Annotated in this window: 14 protein-coding genes; 5 read left to right on the top strand and 9 right to left on the bottom strand. The window is 70.4% G+C overall.

The features are described 5' to 3' along the window. Positions 1–111 precede the first annotated feature (111 nt). Together ADL29_RS38675 and ADL29_RS38670 are read left to right on the top strand one after the other, a co-directional pair. Positions 112–390 (top strand): hypothetical protein, encoded by a 279-nt coding sequence (locus ADL29_RS38675; RefSeq protein ID WP_053928153.1) that lies wholly within the window; start codon positions 112–114, stop codon positions 388–390. Positions 391–852: 462 nt separating this feature from the next. Beyond that, a complete protein-coding gene (locus ADL29_RS38670) occupies positions 853–1,953 on the top strand; it encodes a PP2C family protein-serine/threonine phosphatase (RefSeq protein ID WP_245689811.1) in 1,101 nt (366 codons plus the stop codon). Between the two features lie 343 nt (positions 1,954–2,296). On the opposite strand, the gene ADL29_RS43890 is transcribed toward ADL29_RS38670, so the two are convergent. Next, a complete protein-coding gene (locus tag ADL29_RS43890) occupies positions 2,297–2,596 on the bottom strand; it encodes a hypothetical protein (RefSeq protein ID WP_157878685.1) in 300 nt (99 codons plus the stop codon). A 950-nt stretch (positions 2,597–3,546) separates the two neighbouring features. Continuing rightward, complete coding sequence (locus tag ADL29_RS45860; RefSeq protein WP_245689810.1) at positions 3,547–3,789, bottom strand: BBE domain-containing protein; 243 nt, start codon at positions 3,787–3,789, stop codon at positions 3,547–3,549. A 62-nt stretch (positions 3,790–3,851) separates the two neighbouring features. Here ADL29_RS45860 and ADL29_RS45855 point away from each other — a divergent pair, with 62 nt between their 5' ends. Then, positions 3,852–3,995, top strand: a complete 144-nt coding sequence (locus tag ADL29_RS45855) for a hypothetical protein (RefSeq protein ID WP_245689809.1) — start codon at positions 3,852–3,854, stop codon at positions 3,993–3,995. A 498-nt stretch (positions 3,996–4,493) separates the two neighbouring features. On the opposite strand, the gene ADL29_RS38665 is transcribed toward ADL29_RS45855, so the two are convergent. From ADL29_RS38665 to ADL29_RS38650, 4 genes are all read right to left on the bottom strand, one after another. Further along, complete coding sequence (locus ADL29_RS38665; protein WP_245689808.1) at positions 4,494–5,114, bottom strand: GNAT family N-acetyltransferase; 621 nt, start codon at positions 5,112–5,114, stop codon at positions 4,494–4,496. Between the two features lie 33 nt (positions 5,115–5,147). After that, on the bottom strand, positions 5,148–5,624 hold the full coding sequence (locus tag ADL29_RS38660; RefSeq protein WP_053928152.1) for a (2Fe-2S)-binding protein: 477 nt from the start codon (positions 5,622–5,624) through the stop codon (positions 5,148–5,150). Positions 5,625–5,648: 24 nt separating this feature from the next. Next, positions 5,649–7,979 carry a molybdopterin cofactor-binding domain-containing protein gene (locus ADL29_RS38655; protein ID WP_053928151.1) on the bottom strand — a complete coding sequence of 777 codons (2,331 nt, stop codon included), beginning with the start codon at positions 7,977–7,979 and terminating at the stop codon, positions 5,649–5,651. A 181-nt stretch (positions 7,980–8,160) separates the two neighbouring features. After that, positions 8,161–8,661, bottom strand: a complete 501-nt coding sequence (locus tag ADL29_RS38650) for a ribonuclease FAU-1 family protein (RefSeq protein ID WP_053928150.1) — start codon at positions 8,659–8,661, stop codon at positions 8,161–8,163. Positions 8,662–8,903: 242 nt separating this feature from the next. Between ADL29_RS38650 and ADL29_RS38645 the strand changes: the two genes are divergently transcribed. Continuing rightward, the gene (locus ADL29_RS38645) at positions 8,904–16,535 is read left to right on the top strand and encodes a LamG-like jellyroll fold domain-containing protein (protein WP_053928149.1); all 7,632 of its coding nucleotides are present in this window, start codon (positions 8,904–8,906) and stop codon (positions 16,533–16,535) included. Between the two features lie 583 nt (positions 16,536–17,118). On the opposite strand, the gene ADL29_RS38640 is transcribed toward ADL29_RS38645, so the two are convergent. Both ADL29_RS38640 and ADL29_RS38635 read right to left on the bottom strand, forming a co-directional pair. Next, on the bottom strand, positions 17,119–17,934 hold the full coding sequence (locus ADL29_RS38640; protein ID WP_053928148.1) for a lipase family protein: 816 nt from the start codon (positions 17,932–17,934) through the stop codon (positions 17,119–17,121). A gap of 496 nt (positions 17,935–18,430) precedes the next feature. Continuing rightward, positions 18,431–19,528, bottom strand: a complete 1,098-nt coding sequence (locus ADL29_RS38635; RefSeq protein ID WP_053928147.1) for a hypothetical protein — start codon at positions 19,526–19,528, stop codon at positions 18,431–18,433. A gap of 148 nt (positions 19,529–19,676) precedes the next feature. Here ADL29_RS38635 and ADL29_RS38630 point away from each other — a divergent pair, with 148 nt between their 5' ends. Further along, positions 19,677–19,916, top strand: a complete 240-nt coding sequence (locus tag ADL29_RS38630) for a hypothetical protein (protein ID WP_053928146.1) — start codon at positions 19,677–19,679, stop codon at positions 19,914–19,916. 26 nt (positions 19,917–19,942) lie between these two features. On the opposite strand, the gene ADL29_RS38625 is transcribed toward ADL29_RS38630, so the two are convergent. Continuing rightward, positions 19,943–21,253, bottom strand: coding sequence for an alpha/beta hydrolase family protein (locus tag ADL29_RS38625; RefSeq protein ID WP_281182028.1), 1,311 nt, complete (start codon positions 21,251–21,253; stop codon positions 19,943–19,945). Positions 21,254–21,561: the final 308 nt, after the last annotated feature.

Below are 21,561 nucleotides of genomic sequence, written 5' to 3'. Positions count from 1 at the left end.
GCTACCAGCCGTTCACGATCCCACAGGCACGGCAAGCCGGGATCCGGGAGCCGGATCCGGATACCCTGAATCCGGCTTCTGCTGCTATGAGCGGAAAACAAGGGGGGCGCGATGTGGTCAGGCAGGCACGACGATTACTTCGAACTGACCGGACAGGCGATTGCCGAGGAGATAGAGCGACGCCGCTCGATACAGCGCGCCAAGGCCGTCAAGTTCAGCAGAGAGCAAGTGGAACTGAGCCGCAAGATCGCCCATGAGACCGAAGCCGTCGAACTGGAACGCCTGGCGGTTCTCGGGCAGATCCCGCAGGCCGAGTACAAGGCCCGCATGGCCGCCCTGGAAGACCACGCCGACGAACGAACCTGGCAGGAGACTCCAGACACGCCGTGAGCCGGACGCGAACAGGCGCTCGCGGAGCCGGGCGGTGCGGGCCTGGTCACCGGTGGGCGTGCCGACTTCTCCCCATGCGCTGATGGGGTGAGGGGCGTCGTGACGATGCCCCACGGGATGGACGCTGTCCGTCACCACGGTCGTGCTGCCGGTTCCGGGACCGTCACCCGGCTCGCGCGGCCGGTCATTGCCGCTCGGAATGCATCACGTGACCGGTGACTCACCCATCGTGCGGAGCCGGGCAGCCTGGCCGGGCGACGTCTGATGACTGGCAGATATCGGGAAGAAGCGCAGGTCAAACGCCCTTGGGTAGGTGCGGGAGGGCGTCTGGAACGAGCGTATCCGGCGCACAAGGCGTATATGTGAAGCCATTGGAAGTACTCACAGGTGCGGTAGGCCAAACCGTGCGGTGGCTTCGTTCCTGCCGGGCCGCGGGCGTGGCCCGGCAGCAGGAGATGCACTGTGAAAGTCCTGCAACCCACGCTGGCGCGGGTGCCGTGGATGCTCGCAGCGCTGGCCCTCGTGGTCGGCGTCCTGCTGGACCTTTTCGCGCCCCAGCCGTACACGGGACTTCCGCTGCTGGCCGCCGCACCGCTTGTCGCCGGTGCCACGCTCTCCTTTCGCTCCGCGCTCGCCGTCGTGTGTGTCACGTGTGTGGTCTCGGTCGCGGTGGACATCGAACGCCGACGTCCGGCGACGCCCTTGTTCGTCGATCTGGCCGTGGTCGGCGTGATCGGCGTGCTGGCTCTCGCGGTCAACCGCCTCATTGTGCGGCAAGGACACGACCTGGCGTTGGCCAGGGATGTCGCGGAGGCGGTCCAGCGCGCGGTGCTCCCGGACCCGCCGAGGGAGGTCGGGCCGCTGACCGTGGCTGCCGGGTATACGGCGGCGCAGGCCGAGGCGCAGATCGGCGGTGATTTCTTCGCGGTGCAGGAGACACCGTTCGGGGTGCGGATGATCATCGGGGATGTGCGGGGCAAAGGCATGGCGGCTGTCGCCGCCGTGTCGGTCGCGATCGGAGCGTTCCGCCAGGAGGCCGAGTACGCCCCCACCCTGGTCACGCTGGCGCAGCGGATGGACGAGGCGATGGCCAGGGCGGCGGACCGGAGCGACCCGGTGATCTCCACGGAGGGCTTCGCCACCGCCGTGCTGGCCGAGGCGGCCGCCGACGGCGAGGTGCTGCGCCTGGTGAACTGCGGGCATCCGCCCCCGTACCTGGTGCACGACGGACAGTGCGTACGGCTCGACCCGACCAGCCCACAGCTGCCCCTCGGAGTGGGGCTGGGCGATGTGGCCCCTGCCGGCCCCGTGCCTGTCGATGTGGTGCGGCTGCCCCCGGGGGCCTCGCTGCTGCTGGTGACTGACGGTGTCACCGAGGCGCGGGACAAGCGGGGGATCTTCTACGATCCGGTCGCTTCGGGGCGCATGCGCAGGCAGTTCAAGGACCCCGATGCACTGGTGGATGCCCTCACCAAAGATGTCGGCCGCTGGACCGAGGGTGATCGCGAGGACGATATGGCCATCCTGGTCGTTTCCAGGCGCCGCGCGCCCCGCGCCGCCTGATACGGAGGTGAGGTCTGGGGGAGGGGGCTGACGTTGGTTGCTTCGGGCGTAGAGAGCCGGCCTCCCGGTGGCGCCATATCGGGAAGGGATCATGCTCATGCCCAGACAGGGGGCCGCGCGAAGGTGAAGAGCCGTCAGTCGAACCGGGTGCGGGCTGTGGTGGTGGGCTCGGCTCTGGCCGGCGTCCTGGGGCTGAGCTCTGCCTGCGGGGCGCCGGACGCCACGGAAGGCGGGGAAGGGGCCGAAGCCTGCGCTAACTGCCTCGCCGGCGGCCATATTGGACACGCAGCTGCTGAAGGCAGCCTTGCCCGATCAATTCAGCGTCTATCCGGATGTGGCAGATTCACGTATGCGCAAGGCGTGGGAAGCGTCGGACACCGAGATATGCCTGTCCGAAGAGTGGCCAAGTGAGTGGTGTGCACAGGCCGTTGCCGTCGGGCAATCCGCGTTCTCGAATTCTGACAATCAAGAACTCGCCGTCCGAATGATCTCCTTCCCCGACATGAAGAAGGCGGCGGCTGCGTTCAAGGGAAAGGGGACCGTCGACGAGGTCGGAAAGAATCCTCCTGGCGACGCGATCGACGGATTCGAGATCGATGCCCCCGGCGCTGCTGTCGCTCACGAAGATGGTCGTCAAGCGCATGGAACAAGCGCAGCACGGCGAGAATCCCACGGCGTCAGTGCGATAGCTGACAGGACAACACGCGCGGGCGAGGTCCGTACGGCCATTTCGGCGTATGAGGTGAGCTGCCAAGCGTGTGGACCTCGCGGTGTCCACCGGTCTCCGCCGGCAGCAGCCCCAGGCACCCGTCCGTGTGCATGTCGGCACTGACGGCGTGGAAGTCAAATCGGTAGGCAAGGAATATTTCCACACCTATTGATGGGAGACCGCCATGCGAGTACGTACCACTTTGACTGCCGCTGCCTTGGCTGTTGTTGCCGTTCTGGGTACTGCGGGGACGGCAGCTGCCGACGACGGCGACCAGGCCGGTTCCTCGGGCTCCAGTGGGAGCGAGGGGTACGGCAGAGGCGGGGACGCGGGTGGGGGCCCCGGTGGACATGACGGGAGCGGTGGAGGCAGGGAGGCCGGTGGGGGCCCGGGTGGGAATGAAGGAAGTGGCGGGGGCAGGGAGGCCGGTGGGGGCCCCGGTGAACGTGACGGGAGTGGTGGAGGCGGGGAAATGGGGGGTTCGGGCGAGCGTGACTGGAGCAATGGAGGCGGGGCGTCGGGGCCGGGCTCCGGTGGGCCTGAGGGGAGCGGCGGAGGTGGGGAGATGGGCGGGGGCGCCGCTGGCGGGCGTGACTGGAGTAACGCAGGTGGGGACACGGGACTGGGCTCCGGCGGGTCCGACTGGCGGAACGGCGACGGGGGCGGGGCCGCGTCCGGCCCCATGGCCAGGAACTGAGCGGTTGCTCTCCGCCCCACCACTTCGGGGAGTGGTGGGGCGGAGTGGCCCGAGCTTGTCGGCGGACGGCCGGCGCTGACCACGAAAGCGGCCGGACGGCCGCGAGCCTGGGCCCTGCCCGCCCCGGGGTGACGTCACCTTCGGTGAACTGCCGGACCGCCACCCGGCGCTGTCCCTGTCCGTCGCCTCACTTCGGCGGGCGGATGGACAGGGCGTGGCGGAACTCGTCGCGCGGATCCCAGCGGGCCTTGATCCGTTGCAGTCGCGCGTAGTTGTCCTTGTAGTAGAGGGTGTGCCACGGGGTTCCGGATGTGGTTGAGCGCGGGGTCGGCGAGATCGGTGTCCGGGTAATTGATGAAGGAGCCGTCGCTGACCGCGCCCGGCACGGGCACGCCGCCGCTGTCCGCGTACATGGCCCGATAGAAGTCACGAATCCAGGCAAGACGCGGTCCGGGGTCTGTCTGCGCTTTCCAGCCCGTCAGGTAGACCGCCTTGAGGATCGGGTCCCGCTGGGCGACGGCCGTCGCGTCCGCCGGGACCGACTTGACCTTCCCGCCGTACGAGACCAGCCAGAGCGAGCCCTTGAGCTCTCCTCCCGCCTTCCTCGCCAACTGCTCGTACTCGACCCGGACCTGACGACCGGTGAGGCGTTGGCGCAGATAGGCGGCCTTGCACTTGAACGGTGCCGGCTCGGACTCCTGTTACCCGCGCGGCAGACTCCAGCCAAGGCGTGACCTCGTGCCCGCGGGTGGGCCGTGCGCCGACACCGTGGTTGACCGCGGCTACGTAGTCGTCGATCAGCCGCTGTGCCTCCGGCCCCGTGGAGTCCAGCAGCCGGCGGGGGCGAGGCGGCCACCGCCGGCGTCGCCGCGACGCCTCCGTGGTCAGCCCCGCGGCCGCCCCGCCCAGAGCCGCTGCGCCCGCGAGTAAGCCGCGACGGGTCACTTGTGCCATTGCCGAATGCCGGGAACGAGCTGGTTTCCCTCCACGATCGAGGTCGACATCCGGCAAGGCATCGTCCGCAATGACCAACTCGCCCTACTTCCAAGGGCGGAGGGACAGCCCTCCCTCAGGAGGGTGTGCCGCAGACATGCGGCGGATGGACAGTCTCCCGCCAGTCATGCCTCCCGGCTGCTACCAGAGTTTGTCGATCTCGCCGGGGTACAGCTCGAGGCGGGTGTGCAGGAAGGCGTCGCGGGTCTGCCGGGCCGCGGGGGAGAAGAAGTCCGCCATGGTGACCTTGTCGAAACCGGGCCGGTCGCTGGGGAAGGGAGCCTGCGGTGTTCCTCCGACCAGCACCGTTCCGGGAAGGGGATGCCACCCTGCGCTCTCGTAGAAGCTCTGGAGGGGACGGTCGCAGGTGAACAGGCCCAGGTCGAGGTGAAGGCCCAGGTCCGATGAGGCCATCGCGTGGTGAGCGGCGGTCACCAGGCGACGGCCGTGCCCCCGGCCGCGGACGGCCCGTCGCGTCACCACGGTGCTCAGTCCGCCGGCCCGGTAGCTCCGGCCGGCGTGCACGATCGGCTTGGCGAGGATGTCCAGGGCTGCCAGCACCGTGCCGTCGTCCACCAGCAGCATCGACAGGGGGTGCAGTGCGGGGTCGTGGCTGGTCCGGGCGTCGTCGCGCGCCGATGCGCCGGACCCGGGCCCGGCCGTGGGCCATGCCTCCTCGTGGAGGTCCAGCACCTGTGTGCGGAGCTCGGGCGGGGTCGCGGCTTCGGGGAAGGACAGGAGCTGCAGGCGCTGAGTGTGCATAGCCGTTCCGGGTTTCCAGTCTGGGGGAGCGGGTCACATGTTCTTCGCGCCGGCCTTGATGGCCTCGCGGATACGGGTGTAGGTGCCGCAGCGGCAGATGTTGCGGATCTCGTCAAGGTCGGCGTCCTCGATCTCGCGGCCCTCGGCGGACGCCTGCCGTACCTTGGCGACCGCGGTCATGATCTGGCCCGGCTGGCAGTAGCCGCACTGGGCGACGTCCAGCTCCAGCCAGGCCTCCTGCATCGGGTGCAGGTCCTTGCCGACGGTCGCGGGCAGGCCCTCGATCGTGGTGATCTCGTCGTCCGGAACGACCTTCGACACAGGCACCGAACAGGGGTTGAACGCCTTGCCGTTGATGTGTGAGGTGCAGGCCTGGCATACGCCGAGACCGCAGCCGTACTTGGGTCCCGTCACGCCGAGCAGGTCACGCAGGACCCACAGCAGGCGCACGTTGTCCTCGGCCTCGACGGTGATCCGCTTGCCGTTCAGCTTGAAGGTGTGGCTGGGCATGGATGTCGTACTCCTCAAAGGCGATCAGAAGGCGCGGTCGAGGCCGTCGGTGGGGGACTGGGGGGTGGACGGTTCGAGCGGCAGCGGCTCGAAGGCGAGGGTGCCGTGATTGATCGGGAAGCTGGTCGGCAGCCTGCCGGTGGCGCGCGCGTAGGCGCAGGCGATGGCGGCGAAGGCGGGCGCGACGCCCAGTTCACCGGCCCCGGACGGTTTGTCGCTGGTGCTCGGCATGACGACGACCCGCAGGTCGGGCGGGGTGTTCCACTGCCGGGTGTAGAAGTAGTTGTCCCAGCTGCCCTCCAGCGGGATGCCGTCCTTGATGTGCAGACTGGAGGTGAGTGCCAGGGCGAGCCCGTCGTTGAAGCAGCCCATCATCTGTGCCTCCAGACCACGGGGGTTGATCGGGAACCCGGCGTCGACCACCATCAGCGCCTTCGTGACCCGTGGACCGGTCACGCCGTCCCTGACCTTCCGGTTCACCGTCTCCGGCCGGCAGTCGATCTCGACCAGCGTGGCGACCGCGCCCCGGTACTCGGCGTGCAGCCCGATGCCCTGGGCCACCCCAGCGGGCAGCGACCTGCCCCACTCACCCACCTCAACCGCCTTGTCCAGCACGGCCCGCAGGCGCCTGTCCTTGAGGAACTCACGGCGGAACGCGACGGGGTCCTTGCCCATCCGGTCAGCCAGCTGATCAACCATCAGCTCCCGCGCGCACGCCACGTTCGGCGAGTAGATGTTGCGCATGCTGCCCGTGTTGAACTTCAGCGGCACCTCGTTGAGCAGCTGAGTGGTGACACCGAAGTCGTAGGGCGTGGACTGCGTCAGCTGGAAGATCGTCTCGGCGAAGGTCGGATTGCCCACGACAGGCAGCTTCGCCGCCGTCGAGGTGATCATCTCGCCGAGGCCGTGTCCGAAGTCGGTCTGGGCACTGGTGTGGCGTTGCCCGTAGCTGAGGACCTGCCCGAGCGCGTAGGTGGCGCGCACACGCGAGAGGCACATCGGGTGCGTACGGCCCTGGCGGAAGTTGTCCGTACGGGACCACGACAGCTTGACCGGCTTGCCCATCTTCTGTGAGATCTCCGCCGCCTCGGCGGCCACGTCATGGAACAGATGCCGTCCGAACGAGCCGCCGCCCTCCACCACATGCACCGTCACCGCCTTCTGCGGCAGACCGAGGCGGTTGGCGATCTCGCGCTGGGCGACGATCGGCACCTTCAGACTGGCCCAGATCTCCGCGCGGTCGGCGCGGACGTCGGCTATCGCGTTGTCCGGCTCCAGCGGGCTGTTGCTCGCGAACGCGAAGGTGAACTCCGCGTCGATCTTCTTGGTGAGCAGCGGCGGTACGACCATGGGAAGCGCCGCCGACTTGAGCCTGCGCAGGACGGTGCCGTCCGACTCCCCGTCCACGGTGCCGGGACCCCAGGTCACCTCCAGGGCCCGCAGCGCATCGATGCACTGCCCGAACGTCTCGCCGCGCACGGCCACCCCGTGCCGGATCGTCGCGACGTCGGTGATGCCTGGCATCCGCCGTACGGCGTCGGCGTTGTGGACGGCCTCCACCGTGCCGTTGACGGTCGGCGGTCGGCGCACCATGGCCGGCTTGGCGCCGGGGACCTGGTGGTCCATGCCGAACTTCTTCCGGCCGGTGACGGCGGCGAGCGCATCGATCCGGTTGCGGGAGGTGCCCAGGACCGTGAAATCGGATCGATCCTTGAGCTGGACGGCGACCGGCAGCACCGCTGTGCCGGCCGCCGCTTCGGCGAGCGACCCGTAGGAGGCGCTCCGGCCCGACCCGTGCGCGACGACGCCGTCCCGGGTGGTCAGCTCCGAGGGCTCAACACGCCATTGATGGGCGGCTGTTGCGATGAGCCGCTGCCGGGCGGCGGCTGCCGCGGTGCGTACGGGAAGGTAGATGCTGCGCATCGAGTTGGAGCCGCCGGTGAGCTGATTCATCAGCAACTCCGGCCGTGCGTCGGCGAGCGAGACCCGCACCTGGTCCAACGGCAGATCCAACTCCTCCGCAACCATCATGGCGACGGCCGTGGTCATGCCCTGGCCGACCTCCGCCCGGGGCACCGCCAATGACGCGGTGCCGTCGGAGTGCACCCGTACGGTGATCAGGCCCGAGGTCGGGGCCGCCGCCAGATTCTGCATATCCCCCAGGTCGAAGAGTTCCTCGGGCTGCGGCGGGGACGGCACCGCCGCCTCGGCCACCGGTCCGTCGACCGCGTCCAGACCGACACGTACGCCGACGGCGAGGGTCGGCGCGGCCAGGATGTAGGCGAGTACCCGGCGGCGGCCGACACCCTCGCGCGCCGACCGCGGATTGTCTGCCGCATGCTCTTTCTGTGCCACGCGTGCTCCCTCCGAAAGCCCGAAAGTCTGAACGGCCCCAACAGCGCTGACAGCCCCACCGCTCCAACTGCCCCAACAGACCGAACGGCTGGAACGGTAGGACAAGCACGGCCTGTTCTGTGTCCCGGAGCCTGTCATGAGTCTCAGCAGGGAGCCAGGGCCCGCGTTCTTCCCCGCGTGATCAGCCGAGCAGATCCGCAAAGCCTCCCGCACGGGCAAGGGCCTCAAGCTCGTCCATCGCCCGCCGGGCCATGGACGCCGCAGCCGGATCGTCGCCCTCGAGGCCGCTCTCCGCGAACTCCTCCTCGTCCAGGCGCAGGATGGTGGCTCCATCGGCCGAGAGCCACAGGTCGAGCTCCAGGTCCACGATGACGATGCTGTCCGGCCGGATCTCTGCGGGACGGGCGGCGTCGCAGTACCAGCCTTTGAGGGTGCCGTCGGCCGCCCGTACCTCCTTGACGGCGTACCAGCGGTCGCGCCAGTAGTGCTCGGTGAACACATCACCCGGCTCGAACCGGACGAACCCGAAGTCCCGGACCGTCGTCCTTCCCCACGGGGCGCGCACGACGGCATGCGTACCGTCGTCCCCGGCGACAACCGCTGGGTAGCGCAGCTTGGTGTCGCCCGATTTCACCAGCCTGACGGTCACTTCCTGGCCCGCGGTCAAGGCTGCCCTGCTCATGGTGTCTCCCAGCTGCGCTGCGTCCGGTGTAGATCAACACCGTCTCCCGGGGAGGGAGCGCCCGGCCAGTGATTTCCTCGGCAGCCTTCCGGCCGGTGGCCAAATGCGTTCCTTGACGCTGACGAGGCCGCGGTAAATCGTGTGATCGCTGCCCTCCCCGGGGGAGCGGCGCAGGTCAGCGAGGGTTTTCTCGCCCGAACATACGGTTTTCCCGAACATGCTTCCAAGGAGACGTCTTGCCCTTGTCCGGCGAACAGCATCTGCTCAAGGTCTACAGCGATCGCACCTACCTGCACACCACCACCGTGCGGCACCAGGGAACCACGGTGGCGCTGGCGATGGATGACCAACGGCGCCTGGTCTACACGGTTCTCGATCTGGCGCGCCATGACGAGGCCAAGGGCGAAATGGACGCGGCCTACTGGTCGGAGAACCCCCTCCCGCTCCCCTTCCCCTCCGAGATCACCGATGTGGGCTTCGCCGCGGCCGGAGCGACCGCGTTGCCGGTGGTCAAGAGCGGAGGCAGGGTCGAGGCGGCGCCGGACGAGCGGCTGGGCGCGGACGAGGTGGACCCGTTCTTATCCACCACGGCCAGGCTCACCGCATCGGCCCCCTTCCACGCGCTGTCCGACGGCACCCACCTCGTGGTGCTGCGCCAGTCCGTCGCCGCGGACCACCCGGACGCCGCGCACCGGCTGTCCGGCGGGGGTTCGTCCGGCGACCCGGAACGCGAGGACTACGTCAAGGACCGCGACGGCGCGAAGGTCCCGCTGGCCGCCGACACTCTGCTGTGCGACCGGTTCCTGCTGGTCGGCGGCGAGTTGAAGCCCGTACTGGAGGCCCGCTACCGGCGCAGCCGGCACAAGGACCGCCCGGATTCGGCCAAGGACAGCCTCGGCACCACGGACATGGAGGGCCGTCCCTTCCGCGAGCCGACGCAGAAGCTGTCGTTCGTCCGCCGTCTCACCGGTGGCCGCTTCACCGCGCTGCTTGTCCCCACCGCCGTACAGGGACAGCAGCGGTGGCAGGTCTTCGCGCACAACGATGCCACCGGCCGGATCGACTCCTTCAGCATCGAGCAGGGCCGGGACGGTCTGTTCCACCTCCAGGGCACCCAGGCGTGGACCAGCCCCGACCCGGCCCACCGCGACGCCGTCTACGAACGCGCCCCGGGCACCTGCCCGTTCACCGGACACCCGCTGGTCCCCGTGGTGAGTACCGAGGGCCACGCCGAGACCGCGCTCGCCTTCGGCGCGGGCGAAGCCCATGTCCGGGTTGCCGACGGGCCGGAGCTCGCCGGCCGTGACTTCACCGTCGAGTTCTGGGCGCGGCGTACGGGGACCGGGCGAGAGGAGTACCTCGTAGGGCACGGAGACGCAGCCGGTAGCCCCCGCAACTCCCTGCACATCGGCTTCCGGGAGGACAACCGCTTCACCTTCTCGTTCTACGCCGACGACTTCACCACCGACGTACGGGCCGAGGACACCGGCTGGCACCACTGGGCCTGTGTCTTCGAGCACGCGACGCGACGGCAGACCGTCTACCGCGACGGTGAGGACGTGGGCACCCGGACCGCGGACGGCCCGTACAGCGGCGCCGGACCGCTGCTGCTGGCCAAGGCCCTGTGGTTCGGCGGCGCCCGCGCCGAGCTGGACGAGGTGCGGATCTGGGACCGCGCCCGCACCCCCGAGGAGCTCAGGCACGACAAGGGCGTCCGCCTCATCGGCAACGACCCGGGCCTGGTGGCGTATTACCGCTTCGACGAGGGCTCCGGCTCCCGCCTGCACGACCAGACCGACCACGCCCGCCACGGCGAACTCGTCGGCGGCCCGGCATGGGTGACCTCCGAAGCCCCCATCGGCGACCACCCGGGCGTGCGCCGCGACAGCTTTGCCGTCGCCGGATGCAGGGCCGTCTCCGGGCTCTCCGCCGTCCTCTACCACCAGCAGGAAGCGACCAGTACGGGCTACGACCGGCAGCCCAAACCCGCCAAGCGCCAGGCCCGCGTCCTGCTCTCGTACGCGACGTCCGGCCCCGACCCGAAGACCGGTGCCGACACCGGGGAGTCCTGCCTGGCGACGGTCGACTTCGGGGTGGGGCGGGACGGCCGGCTCGCCCAGATCCCGGACGAGCTGGCGCTGCCCGTGCTCGCCACCCCCGACGGCAGCGCCGACGTCGAGACGATCAGCGAGCTGGACGGCCGGATCCGGCAGCTGGTCCAGGACATCGCGGCCAAGGAGACCGAGGTCGTCGAGCTCACCCGGCAGACCGCCGATCTGCCCGAGGTGGAGCGCCTGCGCGAGGCGTACTACACCAGGTCGCAGGACATCACCGGCTGGGCCTGCCGGCTGCGCTTCAAGAATCCCCGGGACGGGCAGACCCAGTACCTTGTCGTGCAGGGCGACCGGTCCGGCGACGAGACGCCGCTGATCCGGACCTCCGACAAGGACGCCACGTCGGCGCTGTGGGCCGTCGTCATGCCGCCGGGCTCCTCCTGGAACGGCTCCATGCTCTACCACCTGCAGAATCTGCACACCGGCAAGGACATGAACGTTTCCGGCGAGAGCCAGGACAACGACGGCCCCCTGATCGTGTACCGGCGGCTGTCGGGGCACTGGAACACCCTCTTCGGCATCTACGACCGCAGCGACGGCTACAGCACGCTGGTCAACCGGTACAGCGAGAAGACCGTCTGCGCCCCCGACCGGCTCGGCGACCGCGTCGTCCAGTACGACACCGCCCCGGTCACCGCATCCGGCGAAGGACTGATCGCCTTCGAGCGCGTCGCCCTCCACGACCTCGGCCACCCCGACATCCGCGAGGCGGGAAAGCGGGTCGAGGCACTCGACAGGCAGCTCGCCGAGCTCCGCACCAAGGACGAGCTGCTCACTCGGCGCCGGCACGAGATCGCCGACCACCAGGCCGAACTGACGGCCAAGCGCGACGAGCTGGCCCGGCTCACCGGCGGCCTCAAGGGCGCCGACGACATCGCGCTGCCCGTCCCGCAACTCTTCCTCGACCGCACCGGTCTGAGCTGCTCCGGTGCCCTGCTGGCCTTCGCCCGCTCGGCCGACCGGCCGTATCTGCTGGACAGCGCCACCGGAAACGTCGTGCTGTACTTCCGCGGCACCAACGGGCAGTTCTTCGCCTCCTACTACGACACCTCGGTCGTACGCACCGCCCGCCGACTGACGGCGGACGACGGCACGACGGTCACCTTCACCGCCAAGGACGCCGGCACCGGCCCGGACGCGGTACGGATCCGGGTCACCGAGGGCGACGGGGCCGGACTGTGCGACCTCACCGTCGAACGCGGCGAGGAGAGCGAGACCTGGAAGCGGCTGCCGCGCCGGGCCGCCGACTTCGCCGCGATCGTCAACGGGCTGCCGGACCAGCCCGTTCCGGTGGGCGCGGTGAAGTCCTTCGACGCGACCAGCAGGCTGCTGTCCGGGGGCCGGGCCGGTGAGGTCATCGGCGGTGTCCTCCGGCTCGCCGAAGCCCTCCCGGCCGCGCTGCCCGCCCGCACTCCTGTCACGGTCGGCGGTCATCTCTACCTCACCGAGGGCGACCACGCGCCGGGCGCCACCTCGCTCCGGCTCGACGGCGGTGAGGGCGGGCCCGAGCCGCAGCCCGGCGAGGCGGTGCAGCGACTGCGCTACGACCACCGCTGGGCCGTGGCCGACCGTCCCGGCGTCCCACTCTCCGCGGGCTCCCGGCTGGTGCTCGTCGACCCGGGAGCGGCGCGGGAGGTCCCGCTCGGCGAGGTAGCGGACGCGGTCGCCGCCTACGGCTGCCGCTGGCGGGCGGACAACCCGGGCCGGGCCTACTCCTTCGACGGTCAGGCGAACGTCATCACCCTGCCGGAGCCGCAGCTGGACCGGGTGGCGGTGACCCGCGACCTGACCCTGGAGGCGTGGATCAACCCCGAGCAGGTGTCCGGCGCGGCCCGGATCGTCCACGCCGGCACCGGCGAGGTCCCGTACACGCTGGGGCTGCTCGCCCCGGCCGCGCCCGTCGTGCCGGCCCTGGCCTTCGACGGCGAGAGCGGCGTGGCCATGACCGAGAGCGGCTTCAGCCTCGCGGGCCAGGACTTCACGGTGGAGTTCTGGGCGCGGCGGACGACGAAGTGGGACGGCAAGGCGCAGTACCTCATCGGCCACGGCACGTCGCACGGCAGCTCCAGGGGCGCCCTGCACATCGGTTTCACCGAGACCAGCGCCTTCCGGTTCGGCTTCTACGGTGACGACGTCACGACCAGCTTCGGTTACGACGACAGCGACTGGCACCACTGGGCCTGTGTGTTCGACGCGGCCACCCGGGAGCAGGTGATCTACCGGGACGGCGTCGAAGAGGCCAGGCGTGTCGCGTCGGGCACCTACCAGGGGGACGGTCTCTTCAGCTTCGGCAGCTCCTTCGCCGGGTGGGTGGCCGACTACGCCCACGTCGAGATGGACGAGGTCCGGCTCTGGGGCGCCGCCTGCAGCGCGGCCGAGATCCGGGAGCGCAAGAACCTGCGGCTGTCCGGCGAGGAGTCCGGCCTGGTGGGCTACTGGCCCTGCGCCGAGCCGCTCGCCCGGGTGAGCGACAAGCCGGGAGTCCTGGACCGCTCCGGGCAGAACCGGCACGTCTACCTCCGCGGCGGCGTCACCACCGCGCCCGCGCCCGCTGCGCTCGAGCGGGCCGCAGAGGCGGCGTACCGCATCGTCGCCGGGGCCGGTGACCGGCTGGTGGCCACCCGCGCCACCTTCTCCCCGCACGAGTGGACTCACCTGGCCGCCGCCTACGAGCAGTCCTGGGCCGTCGAGCTGTCCGACGGCGCATACCTGGAGGTGCCCGACAACGACGCGCTCGACATCGCCGGCGATCTCACCGTGGAGGTGTTCTGCCGCGCCGACGCCCTGGGCACCGTGCAGGGCCTGCTCTCCAAGGGCCGCGCGGCCGACGGCGCCGGCGGCAGCGTGCCGTACCGGCTGCTCGTACTGGCCGACGGGCGGCTGGAGTTCGGCTTCGAGGAGCCCGACGGCCGGCTCGTGCGATGCACCTCCACCGAGGCCGTCCGCGCCGGGACCTTCCATCGCCTCGCCGTCGTCCGCAAGAGCGGGCGGTCCACGCAGGAGCGCAAGGGCGACAAGGAGATCACCACCACGGGTGCCGACGGCAAGCCCGTCACCCGCACCGTCGAGTTCGTGGAGTCGGTCGGCCTCCAGGAGTGGCACGACATCCGCTTCTTCATCGACGGCCGCGAGGCCGGCACCACCCGCTACGAGGGACCCGGCGCCAAGGGCAACTCCGGCACGCTCGACATCGGCCTGGCGCGCGAGGGCCTGGAGACCCACGCCTTCAAGGGGGTGGTCTCCGAGATCCGGCTGTGGGGCGTCGCACGGGACGCGGCCCAGCTGGGCACGCCGGTATCGGCGCGCGACCACGGCCTGACCGCACACTGGACGTGCGAGGAGAACGCGGGCAACACCGCCGCCGACACCACCGGCTCGCATGCGGCCCGGCTGCGCGGCGCCCGCTGGACGCGCAATCCCGACCCGCGCGGCAGCGTCTTCCGGCTCTACCGCAACGGCGTCTCCGTGGCCTGTGACCCACTGGAGACCACCGACGCGGCGGACTTCGCCGACTACGGCGACCGGACGCTCGCCCTGGGCGCACGGCTCAAGGAAGGCCAGGCGACCCAGCCGTTCCACGGCGTGCTGGAGGAGGTACGGATCTGGCGCACCGCCCGCACCCAGGAGCAGATCCTCGACAACCTCTTCACCCGCCTCAAGGGCGAGAAGGAAGACCTGCTCGCCTACTGGTCCTTCGACCGTGCTTCCACCGACGACGGCGCCGGTGTCGTACGGGACGAGGGCCTGCGCGGCAACGACCTGACGCTCCCGGCCGCCCCGGCCCGTCCCACGGCCGTCCTGTCCACCGCACCCGTCTCCAGCGACACCGCCCAGGTGCGCTCGGCACTGGCCGCGATGCGCACCCCCTTCCACGAGGCGATCTCCGGCACCCCGGCCGTCGCCGAGTACGCGGATATGCAGTACACCGCGAAGGGCGAGGCGTTCGGCGTTCTCAAGCGGGCCTACGGCTATCTGCGCGACGGCCGCTGGCATCTGGTCACCGGCTACAAGGTGGGCGACCTGGTCAGCGAGTGGGTCAGCCAGGTGCAGTTCGATCCCCAGCTCATCGGCTATGTCGAGGGCGCGCCGCCGGTGCCGTCCGAGAACCTCACCCCCAACACCATCGACCCCGAGCGCGCCACCTACGACGGGATCGCGTCGGTGGAGCTCACCCAGGCCGAAGAGGTGGTGCACTCCCTTTCGTCGGCCAAGGAGCGCAGCGTCGACGCGGCGTTCGGCTTCGCGCTGTCGAACGAGGTCGACGTCGACATGTGGATGATCGCCGCGCCACTGGGCTTCGGTGTCGCCAAGTCCATGGCGAAGGCGAAGGTCTCGGCCAGCGTCCGGGGCACTCTGGAGTTCTCCAACAGCTGGGCCGAGGAGACCGCCGTCTCCGAGGGCGAGAACACCACCCGCGCCATGAAGGTCGAGCTGGCCGGCAGCTGGGAGGACCCGCTGCGGCCCCTCAACCCGGCACTCGGCCGCCGCTACGCGCCCTCCAACATGGGCTTCGCCCTCGTCCAGTCACAGACCGCCGACGTCTTCGCGCTGCGCCTCGCCCACAACGGAGCCCTCGTCACCTACCGGATCCAGCCCAACCCGGACATCCCCAAGGACTGGAACATCATCCCCTTCCCCATCAACCCCCGCTACACCAAGCAGGGCACACTCGACGGCGCGGTCGGCTACGACGAGCGCGGCAAGGTCCTCGACCCCGACTACGCGGACGCCCGCGGCCGCGGAGAGTACAGCTACCACAAGCCCCGCGAGGCATACGCGATCAAGCGCCGCATCCAGCGCGACCAGCAACGGCTGCGCAGCTACTACGAGTCCGTCTCCACCGAGACCCATACCCCCGACCCCACCGCCGAACGGGCCGGCCGGGTGCTGGGCAGCGCGATCGGCGGCGACACCGCACCCGGCCGGAACCGTGATACGGCCGCCAACACCACCGGAGACGGGTTCTCACGCCGTGACCTGGTCAACACCTACGTCTGGACGGCGGACGGCGGCTTCTTCGCGGAGACCACGCAGACCACGGACGCCGTGAGCGAGACGACCTCCGGTTCGTATGCGTTCTCCGGCTCGGTGGGCGCCTCGGTCGGGACCTCCTTCGAGGTCATGGGCGTGGGCATCAACGCCCAGCTCGACGCCTCCATCGGCGGCGGCATGACCACCACCCGGGCCCGCGGCAAGGAGGCCACCCGCTCCTTCGGACTCGCCGTCCAGTGCGCGCCCTCGGGCAACCTCCAGCAGTACAACGCCCACCGCAAGCCGGTCTTCGACGCCGACGGGAAGCCGGTCAACGCCCCCGGCAAGGTGGACGCCTACCGGTTCCTCAGCTTCTACCTCGGCGAGGACACCGAGCACTTCGACACCTTCTTCCACAAGGTCGTCGACCCCGCCTGGCTGGCCGGCGCCACCGACCCCAACGCGGCCGCCCTGCGCCAGGCACGCCAGACCGACCGCAAGCCGCCGTGCTGGCGCGTGATGCACCGCGTCACCTTCGTCAGCCGCCTGCTGCCCGCGGTACCCGCCGCCGACGCCGCACCGCTGGATCAGGCGATGCGCCGGCTCGACGTGGAGAGCAACTACGAACTGATCCGCCGGCTCGACCCGTACGTCAAGAACGCGGCCACCGGCCTCCCGGAACTCTCCGCGGCCGTCCGCACCGCCCTCGCCGCACATCTGCCGGACCTGACCCCGCACACGGAAGCCGTGACCAGCTTCCTCGCGCAGTACTACGGCGTCGCCGACTGACCGTTCACGGTGACGTCGCACCGCCCCGGGTCTCTTCGGCCCGGTGCGGTGCGGTCGTGCGACCCGGCAGGCATCCGGCTCCTGTTCGCCAGACAACCGGGGCAGCTACGGACGGCTCTGGCGCGGCAGGCCGAAAGTCCCGGGACCCTGGGCCCTTCAGACGCAGAAGACGGGACCACTACGCGCCAACCCTGGTGCGCAAGCAGGCAAGACTTGCCGGCGCACACCGCACACCCCATCGAGAGCAGGGAAGGCGGTCGAGGTCTCGCCCTCGGCTGCGCCGGCGTCCGCGACCCCGCCCACACAGACCTGCGGCACACCGCCCCGTCGCCGTCCCCTTCGGCCACGACGCACAAGCGGGTGCCGACGCACACCCCCGTCGCCACTCCTCGCGTCAACGCCGACCCGACTGTGGCGAGCCTGGGCAGCGGCTCCGAAATCCTGTCTCCGTTAGCAGGCCGAGGGAAGCGCCCGATCGGTGCCCGTGCCACCGGGCCCGGTGGCAGGCCCGGTGCCTGGCCCGGTGCCAGGCCCAGCGGGGCTTCCCTCGTCTCTTCCCCACCTCAGCGGGGTCAGTGGGGCGTCACTGGTTCTTCTCGAGCGCCTTGATGTACGCGGCCATGAAGTGATCGCGCACCCCGTCGGAGGCCGGGGCGAAGGCGTCCGCGGTGAGTCCCTTGGCGCGGTCCAGGAGGCCGCCGATCACCGGCATGGAGTCATGAACCTTGCCCTTGGAGTCGATATAGCGCAGCGCGGTGACGTGGTGGTAGGCGGGCTCCGGGGGCAGCTGAGGAACGATGTCGTTGTTGTTGACGAAGCGGTACATCCGGTCGGTGAAGGCCGAGTTGTATTTCCCTGCCAGGAGCCGGTCGCAGGTGCGGGGCTGCCCGAAGGTGTAGACGCCGTCGGCAGTGAGCCGGGGCTCCTCGAAGTGGAGGCGGGCGGCGGCCAGCATGGCCAGCGCACCGCCGAGACTGTGTCCGGTGAACCACAGCGTCTGGCCGTTGGTGTGGAACTCGTCGAGGGCCGCGCGGACCTGGGGCCAGATGGACTCCAGGGCCTCGCCGAAGCCGTAGTGGACATAGCCCGTGCCGTTGGGGCCCGGATACGGCGGTGTGGTGGCGTCCGACAGCCAGTCCCGCATCTGCGCGGGCTCCGTGCCCCGGAAGCCGGTGACGATCATCGTGTCGCTGGCCATGGTGTATGCCTGGGTGTCCTCCAGGGGGAACGGCGGCTGGAACGTCGTCTCGTGGTGCCGTACCCGGTCGAAGCCCCAGGAGCGGGCGGTGGCATCGATCGTCTTCTCGTCTTTGTAGGCGAGGTCGGCCGCGCGTGCCATGCCCAGTGCATGGCCGAGGCTGTAGCCGTTGGCGTGGTGGTCGATCACGGAAGTGGTCATGGTGTCCCTGTCGTCGAGGAGCCCCCGGTCGCCCGGGGCCGCGATCCGGCGGGCGGTCGTGGTGAGCGCGCCGCTCGGTCACCGGCACGGGTGCGGGACGGCCGGGGGTGTGGTTGCGGTGGTGGCGGGACGGGCCGTCAGGTGCTCCACCGTGGACGGGCCCGCTCCGCTGGGTCGCCATTCGGCCGGAGGTCGGAGGCCGGGTGTGCCGGCTGGGCGTGCTGGCGTCAGCCGGCGGCCTCGTCGGGGAGGCGACGCGCCCGGTCGGCTGACTGCGGCGACGTCGTCCCCCGGTGCCCGCCGGATATCGCGCCAGGACGAAGGGCATGCCCCAGGGCGCTGACGAACACGGTGCGACTCCGTTCAGGAAGGACAGATTCCGTGTGTGCATGCCCTGGGAAGCGCACCGCAATGCGATCCTTGACCCGTCCGGCGTACTTTCCCGGCCTCGTGGTCCGCCACCTCCCCGGCGCGTGACCGAGGTGGGCCTCAGGGACTACTGGGCACGGATCGGGAACGGCAGCGTCCGGTAGAAGAGCGATGTGTCACCGGTGCCCACCGACACACCCGCTTCCACGGTGGTCACGGGTGCGGAGCCCGCGACCGCCAGACGCATCCGGTAGACGGCGGTGGCCCCGGGGGCCAGCGGCGCCTCGGCGGTGGGGATGAGCCGGGCGCTCATACCGGGGTCGCAGCCGCCGGGCACCAGCATGACGCGCTGCCACCCGTGGCCGGGCACGTGCTGCTCGAGCACCAGGTCCTTGGGCGCCAGGGCGCGGCCGTTGCTCTGGCCGTAGGCGAAGTATCCGGCGTTCAGCGCCGGGTAGGACCGCTCGGTGGTGTTCTTGACCGCGAGGGTGAACTCCCTTGCCGCGCCGCCGCGGACCAGGGCGGTACCGCGCGGCCAGCCCGTGACCGTGGTCGTGGGCCGGTCGACGACGGCGTTCAGCGCGGGCGCGCGGTAGGTGTGGCCGTGGCCGTCGTCGACCGAAGCGGCAACGGTCAGGCGGCCGGGACGGTCGATGGCCTGGACCCGCAGCGCCACCTTGGCGGGGCGGCCGGGGCCTGCCGCCACCGAGACGGGGAAGGTGAACGTCCCCCTGTCCGGATGTGCGGAGCCGACCGGTTTCGCGTCCAGATCGACCCAGCGGTGGGTCTTGTGCACGTAACGCTGCATCATGAGGGAAGCGGCGCTGAAGCCGTGCGTGGTGACGTCCAGGCGGACCCTGCCCTTGGAGACCGGCGTGCGCAGCGTGACATTCGAGGACGACCAGAGGCCGATCGGTGCCTCCGGGGCGAGGGTGTAGGAGAACTTCTGCGCTGCGTTGCCGGTGACGCCGGTGGGCGGAGCCGCCTCGGCGCCGGTGGGCGACGCCGCCTCCGACCCCGCCCCGACGGTCGTCCGCGCCGCCGTCATGGGCGCCGTCGCTGCGACACCGCAGCGGGGCACGGACCGCGCTCCGGCGGCCGCCGGTACCGGCGCGGCCTGCCCGTTGGCCGCCGTCCCGACCACCATCGCCAGTCCCGCGGCCAAGGCCGCCGAGCCCACTGCTGCCCGCCGCGCTCTCACCGGCTGCTGCGCCGTACGCGTCATCGTCTCGCCCCCACTTCGGTGCCGGACGCACCGGCGTGCGTCTCTGACGGAGAGGAGTCGACTCTGCAATACCTGGTTCCTATAAGTCCTGGAAATGCGGAGGTTGACTGGAAAGAGTTCATAAGGGGGGAGTTGGGCATACCACGGCATGGGGGCGGGGCCCGACGAGCGCTGCCCCCCAACCTGCCTGGCCTCGCTCACCGGCCGCACTCCCAAGCCGCTGCGCCTGCGCTACGTCTGGCAGAACATCAGCCTCGGCCGGCGTGACGGTCTCACCCAGTTCACCCGCGCCGACGACAGCCCCGTCGCCGCCGTGCTCACCGGCCGTGCCTCGGCCCGGTTCAAGGAGGCCATCACGAGGGGCACGGTGTTCGCCCTGCGCCGGTGACTGGGGCTGTCACCGGCGCGGCCGGTTCAGCGGACGAAGGAGATCTCCGGATAGTGGCGGGACGGGCCGTCGAGCAGGGGGCTGTCGTGGTGGCTCAGCGTCTTGTCGAAGAAGGCCGCGAGATAGGTGCTCTGGACCTTGATGGCGCGGTCGGGGGCGATCGTGCCGAACATCTGGACCAGTTGGGCCTGGGAGAGCCCGAGCACGCCGGCCATCTGGGGCCACAGAACCTCGTAGTCCATGAAGGAGAGGTGCTCGGCGCCGCGCAGCTTCAGGTCGTACCGCTTGTCCTTCAGGTGTTTCCAGAAGGTCGCCCAGCTCCCGTCGGTGTCGCGGTTGTGGTTCTGGGAGCTGAACAGCAGGAAGGGGCGGTCGAGGTCCCGGGTTTTCGCCGGTCCGAAGAACTGGCCGTCCAGATTCGCACCGGCGCGGATTCTGCGGTCCACGTGCATGGCCTCCGGCACCACCGCTCCGCCGAGAGAAGCGCCGAACATCCCTATGCGCTTCATGTCCACCGCGTCGGACAGCCCGCGGGGGAGCGGCGCGTGCTCCGCGTCCGGGTTGTGGCCACGGGCGATGGAGTCCAGCTGGTCGATGACGAAGCGGGTGTCCGCGGCGCGGGCGGCGATCACCTTGGACGCGGGGGTGTCCGGCGGCATCGTGGCCACTTCGAGCCGGCCGCCGGGGAACTGCACCTCGCTGCCGTCGTGGGTGTCGTCGAGGGTGACGACCAGATAGCCCCGGCTGGCCAGGTCCTGGGCGAGCGCGGTGCCCGTCGCGCGGTCCGAGCCCCGTCCGGTCGAGTACAGCACCACCGGCAGCTTGCCGGCCTTGCGGTCGACCGGTGCGCCGAGGTGCCCGGCGGTGGTGGGCAGGGTGACCGCATTCGGCGGCAGCCCCCGGGCGGCCAGGAAGTGTGCGGCGGCGGCGGGCTCCAAGTAGGGCGCGGCGGGGTGGCTGGCGGTCTGGGTGGCCGGGTACCAGAGCGAGACCATCAGCTCGCGCACCCGGCCGTCGGACGTCCAGGGATCCGTCCGCTTCTTGTCGACCAGGTGGAGGTTGGTCATGCCGACCCGATAGTGCCCGGACGGCTCGGGGAGCGTCAGCTGGCCCGGGGCGTTCGGGGTGGCCGGGGCGTTCGGGGTGGCCGGGGCCTTCGGGGTGGCCGGGGCGTCCAGGGCGGCCGGGGCCTTCGGGGCGTCCAGGTCGGCCGGGGCGTCCTTCGCGCCCAGGGGCGCCTCCTTGGCCGCGGGCGGCGCGGAGTTCTTCCCGGCAGCGTTGGCCGTTCCGATTCCGGCGCCCAGGATGACGGCCAGTGCCCCTGTGGTACTGGCCACCCGGTTGCGCATCCGGCCGCGGGGTTTTCTCCGTGCGTGTTTCATTGGGCAGCCCTCTCCCTGATGGCGATTGCCATGTACCGGCCGAGTAGCCGCTCATCGTAGCGGTGTTCGACGGAGCCGCTGCAACGTCTTGTGGGGAGGTGAGTACACCCGTGGGGATTTGGGGAGGCGGACGGTGCCATCCGGCCGTCCGGCCGCCGTGTGGCCCGTATTGAGCGTGGGGTTGCCCCTTGCGTCTGGATACGGGAACAAGGTGCTCATAATGTTGTGATGATCTCGTGATAAGACTGACGCATACTGCGAGT

This window comes from Streptomyces chattanoogensis, from assembly GCF_001294335.1.
Taxonomy (GTDB): Bacteria; Actinomycetota; Actinomycetes; order Streptomycetales; family Streptomycetaceae; genus Streptomyces; species Streptomyces chattanoogensis.
This window is presented reverse-complemented; position numbering and strand designations above follow the sequence as displayed.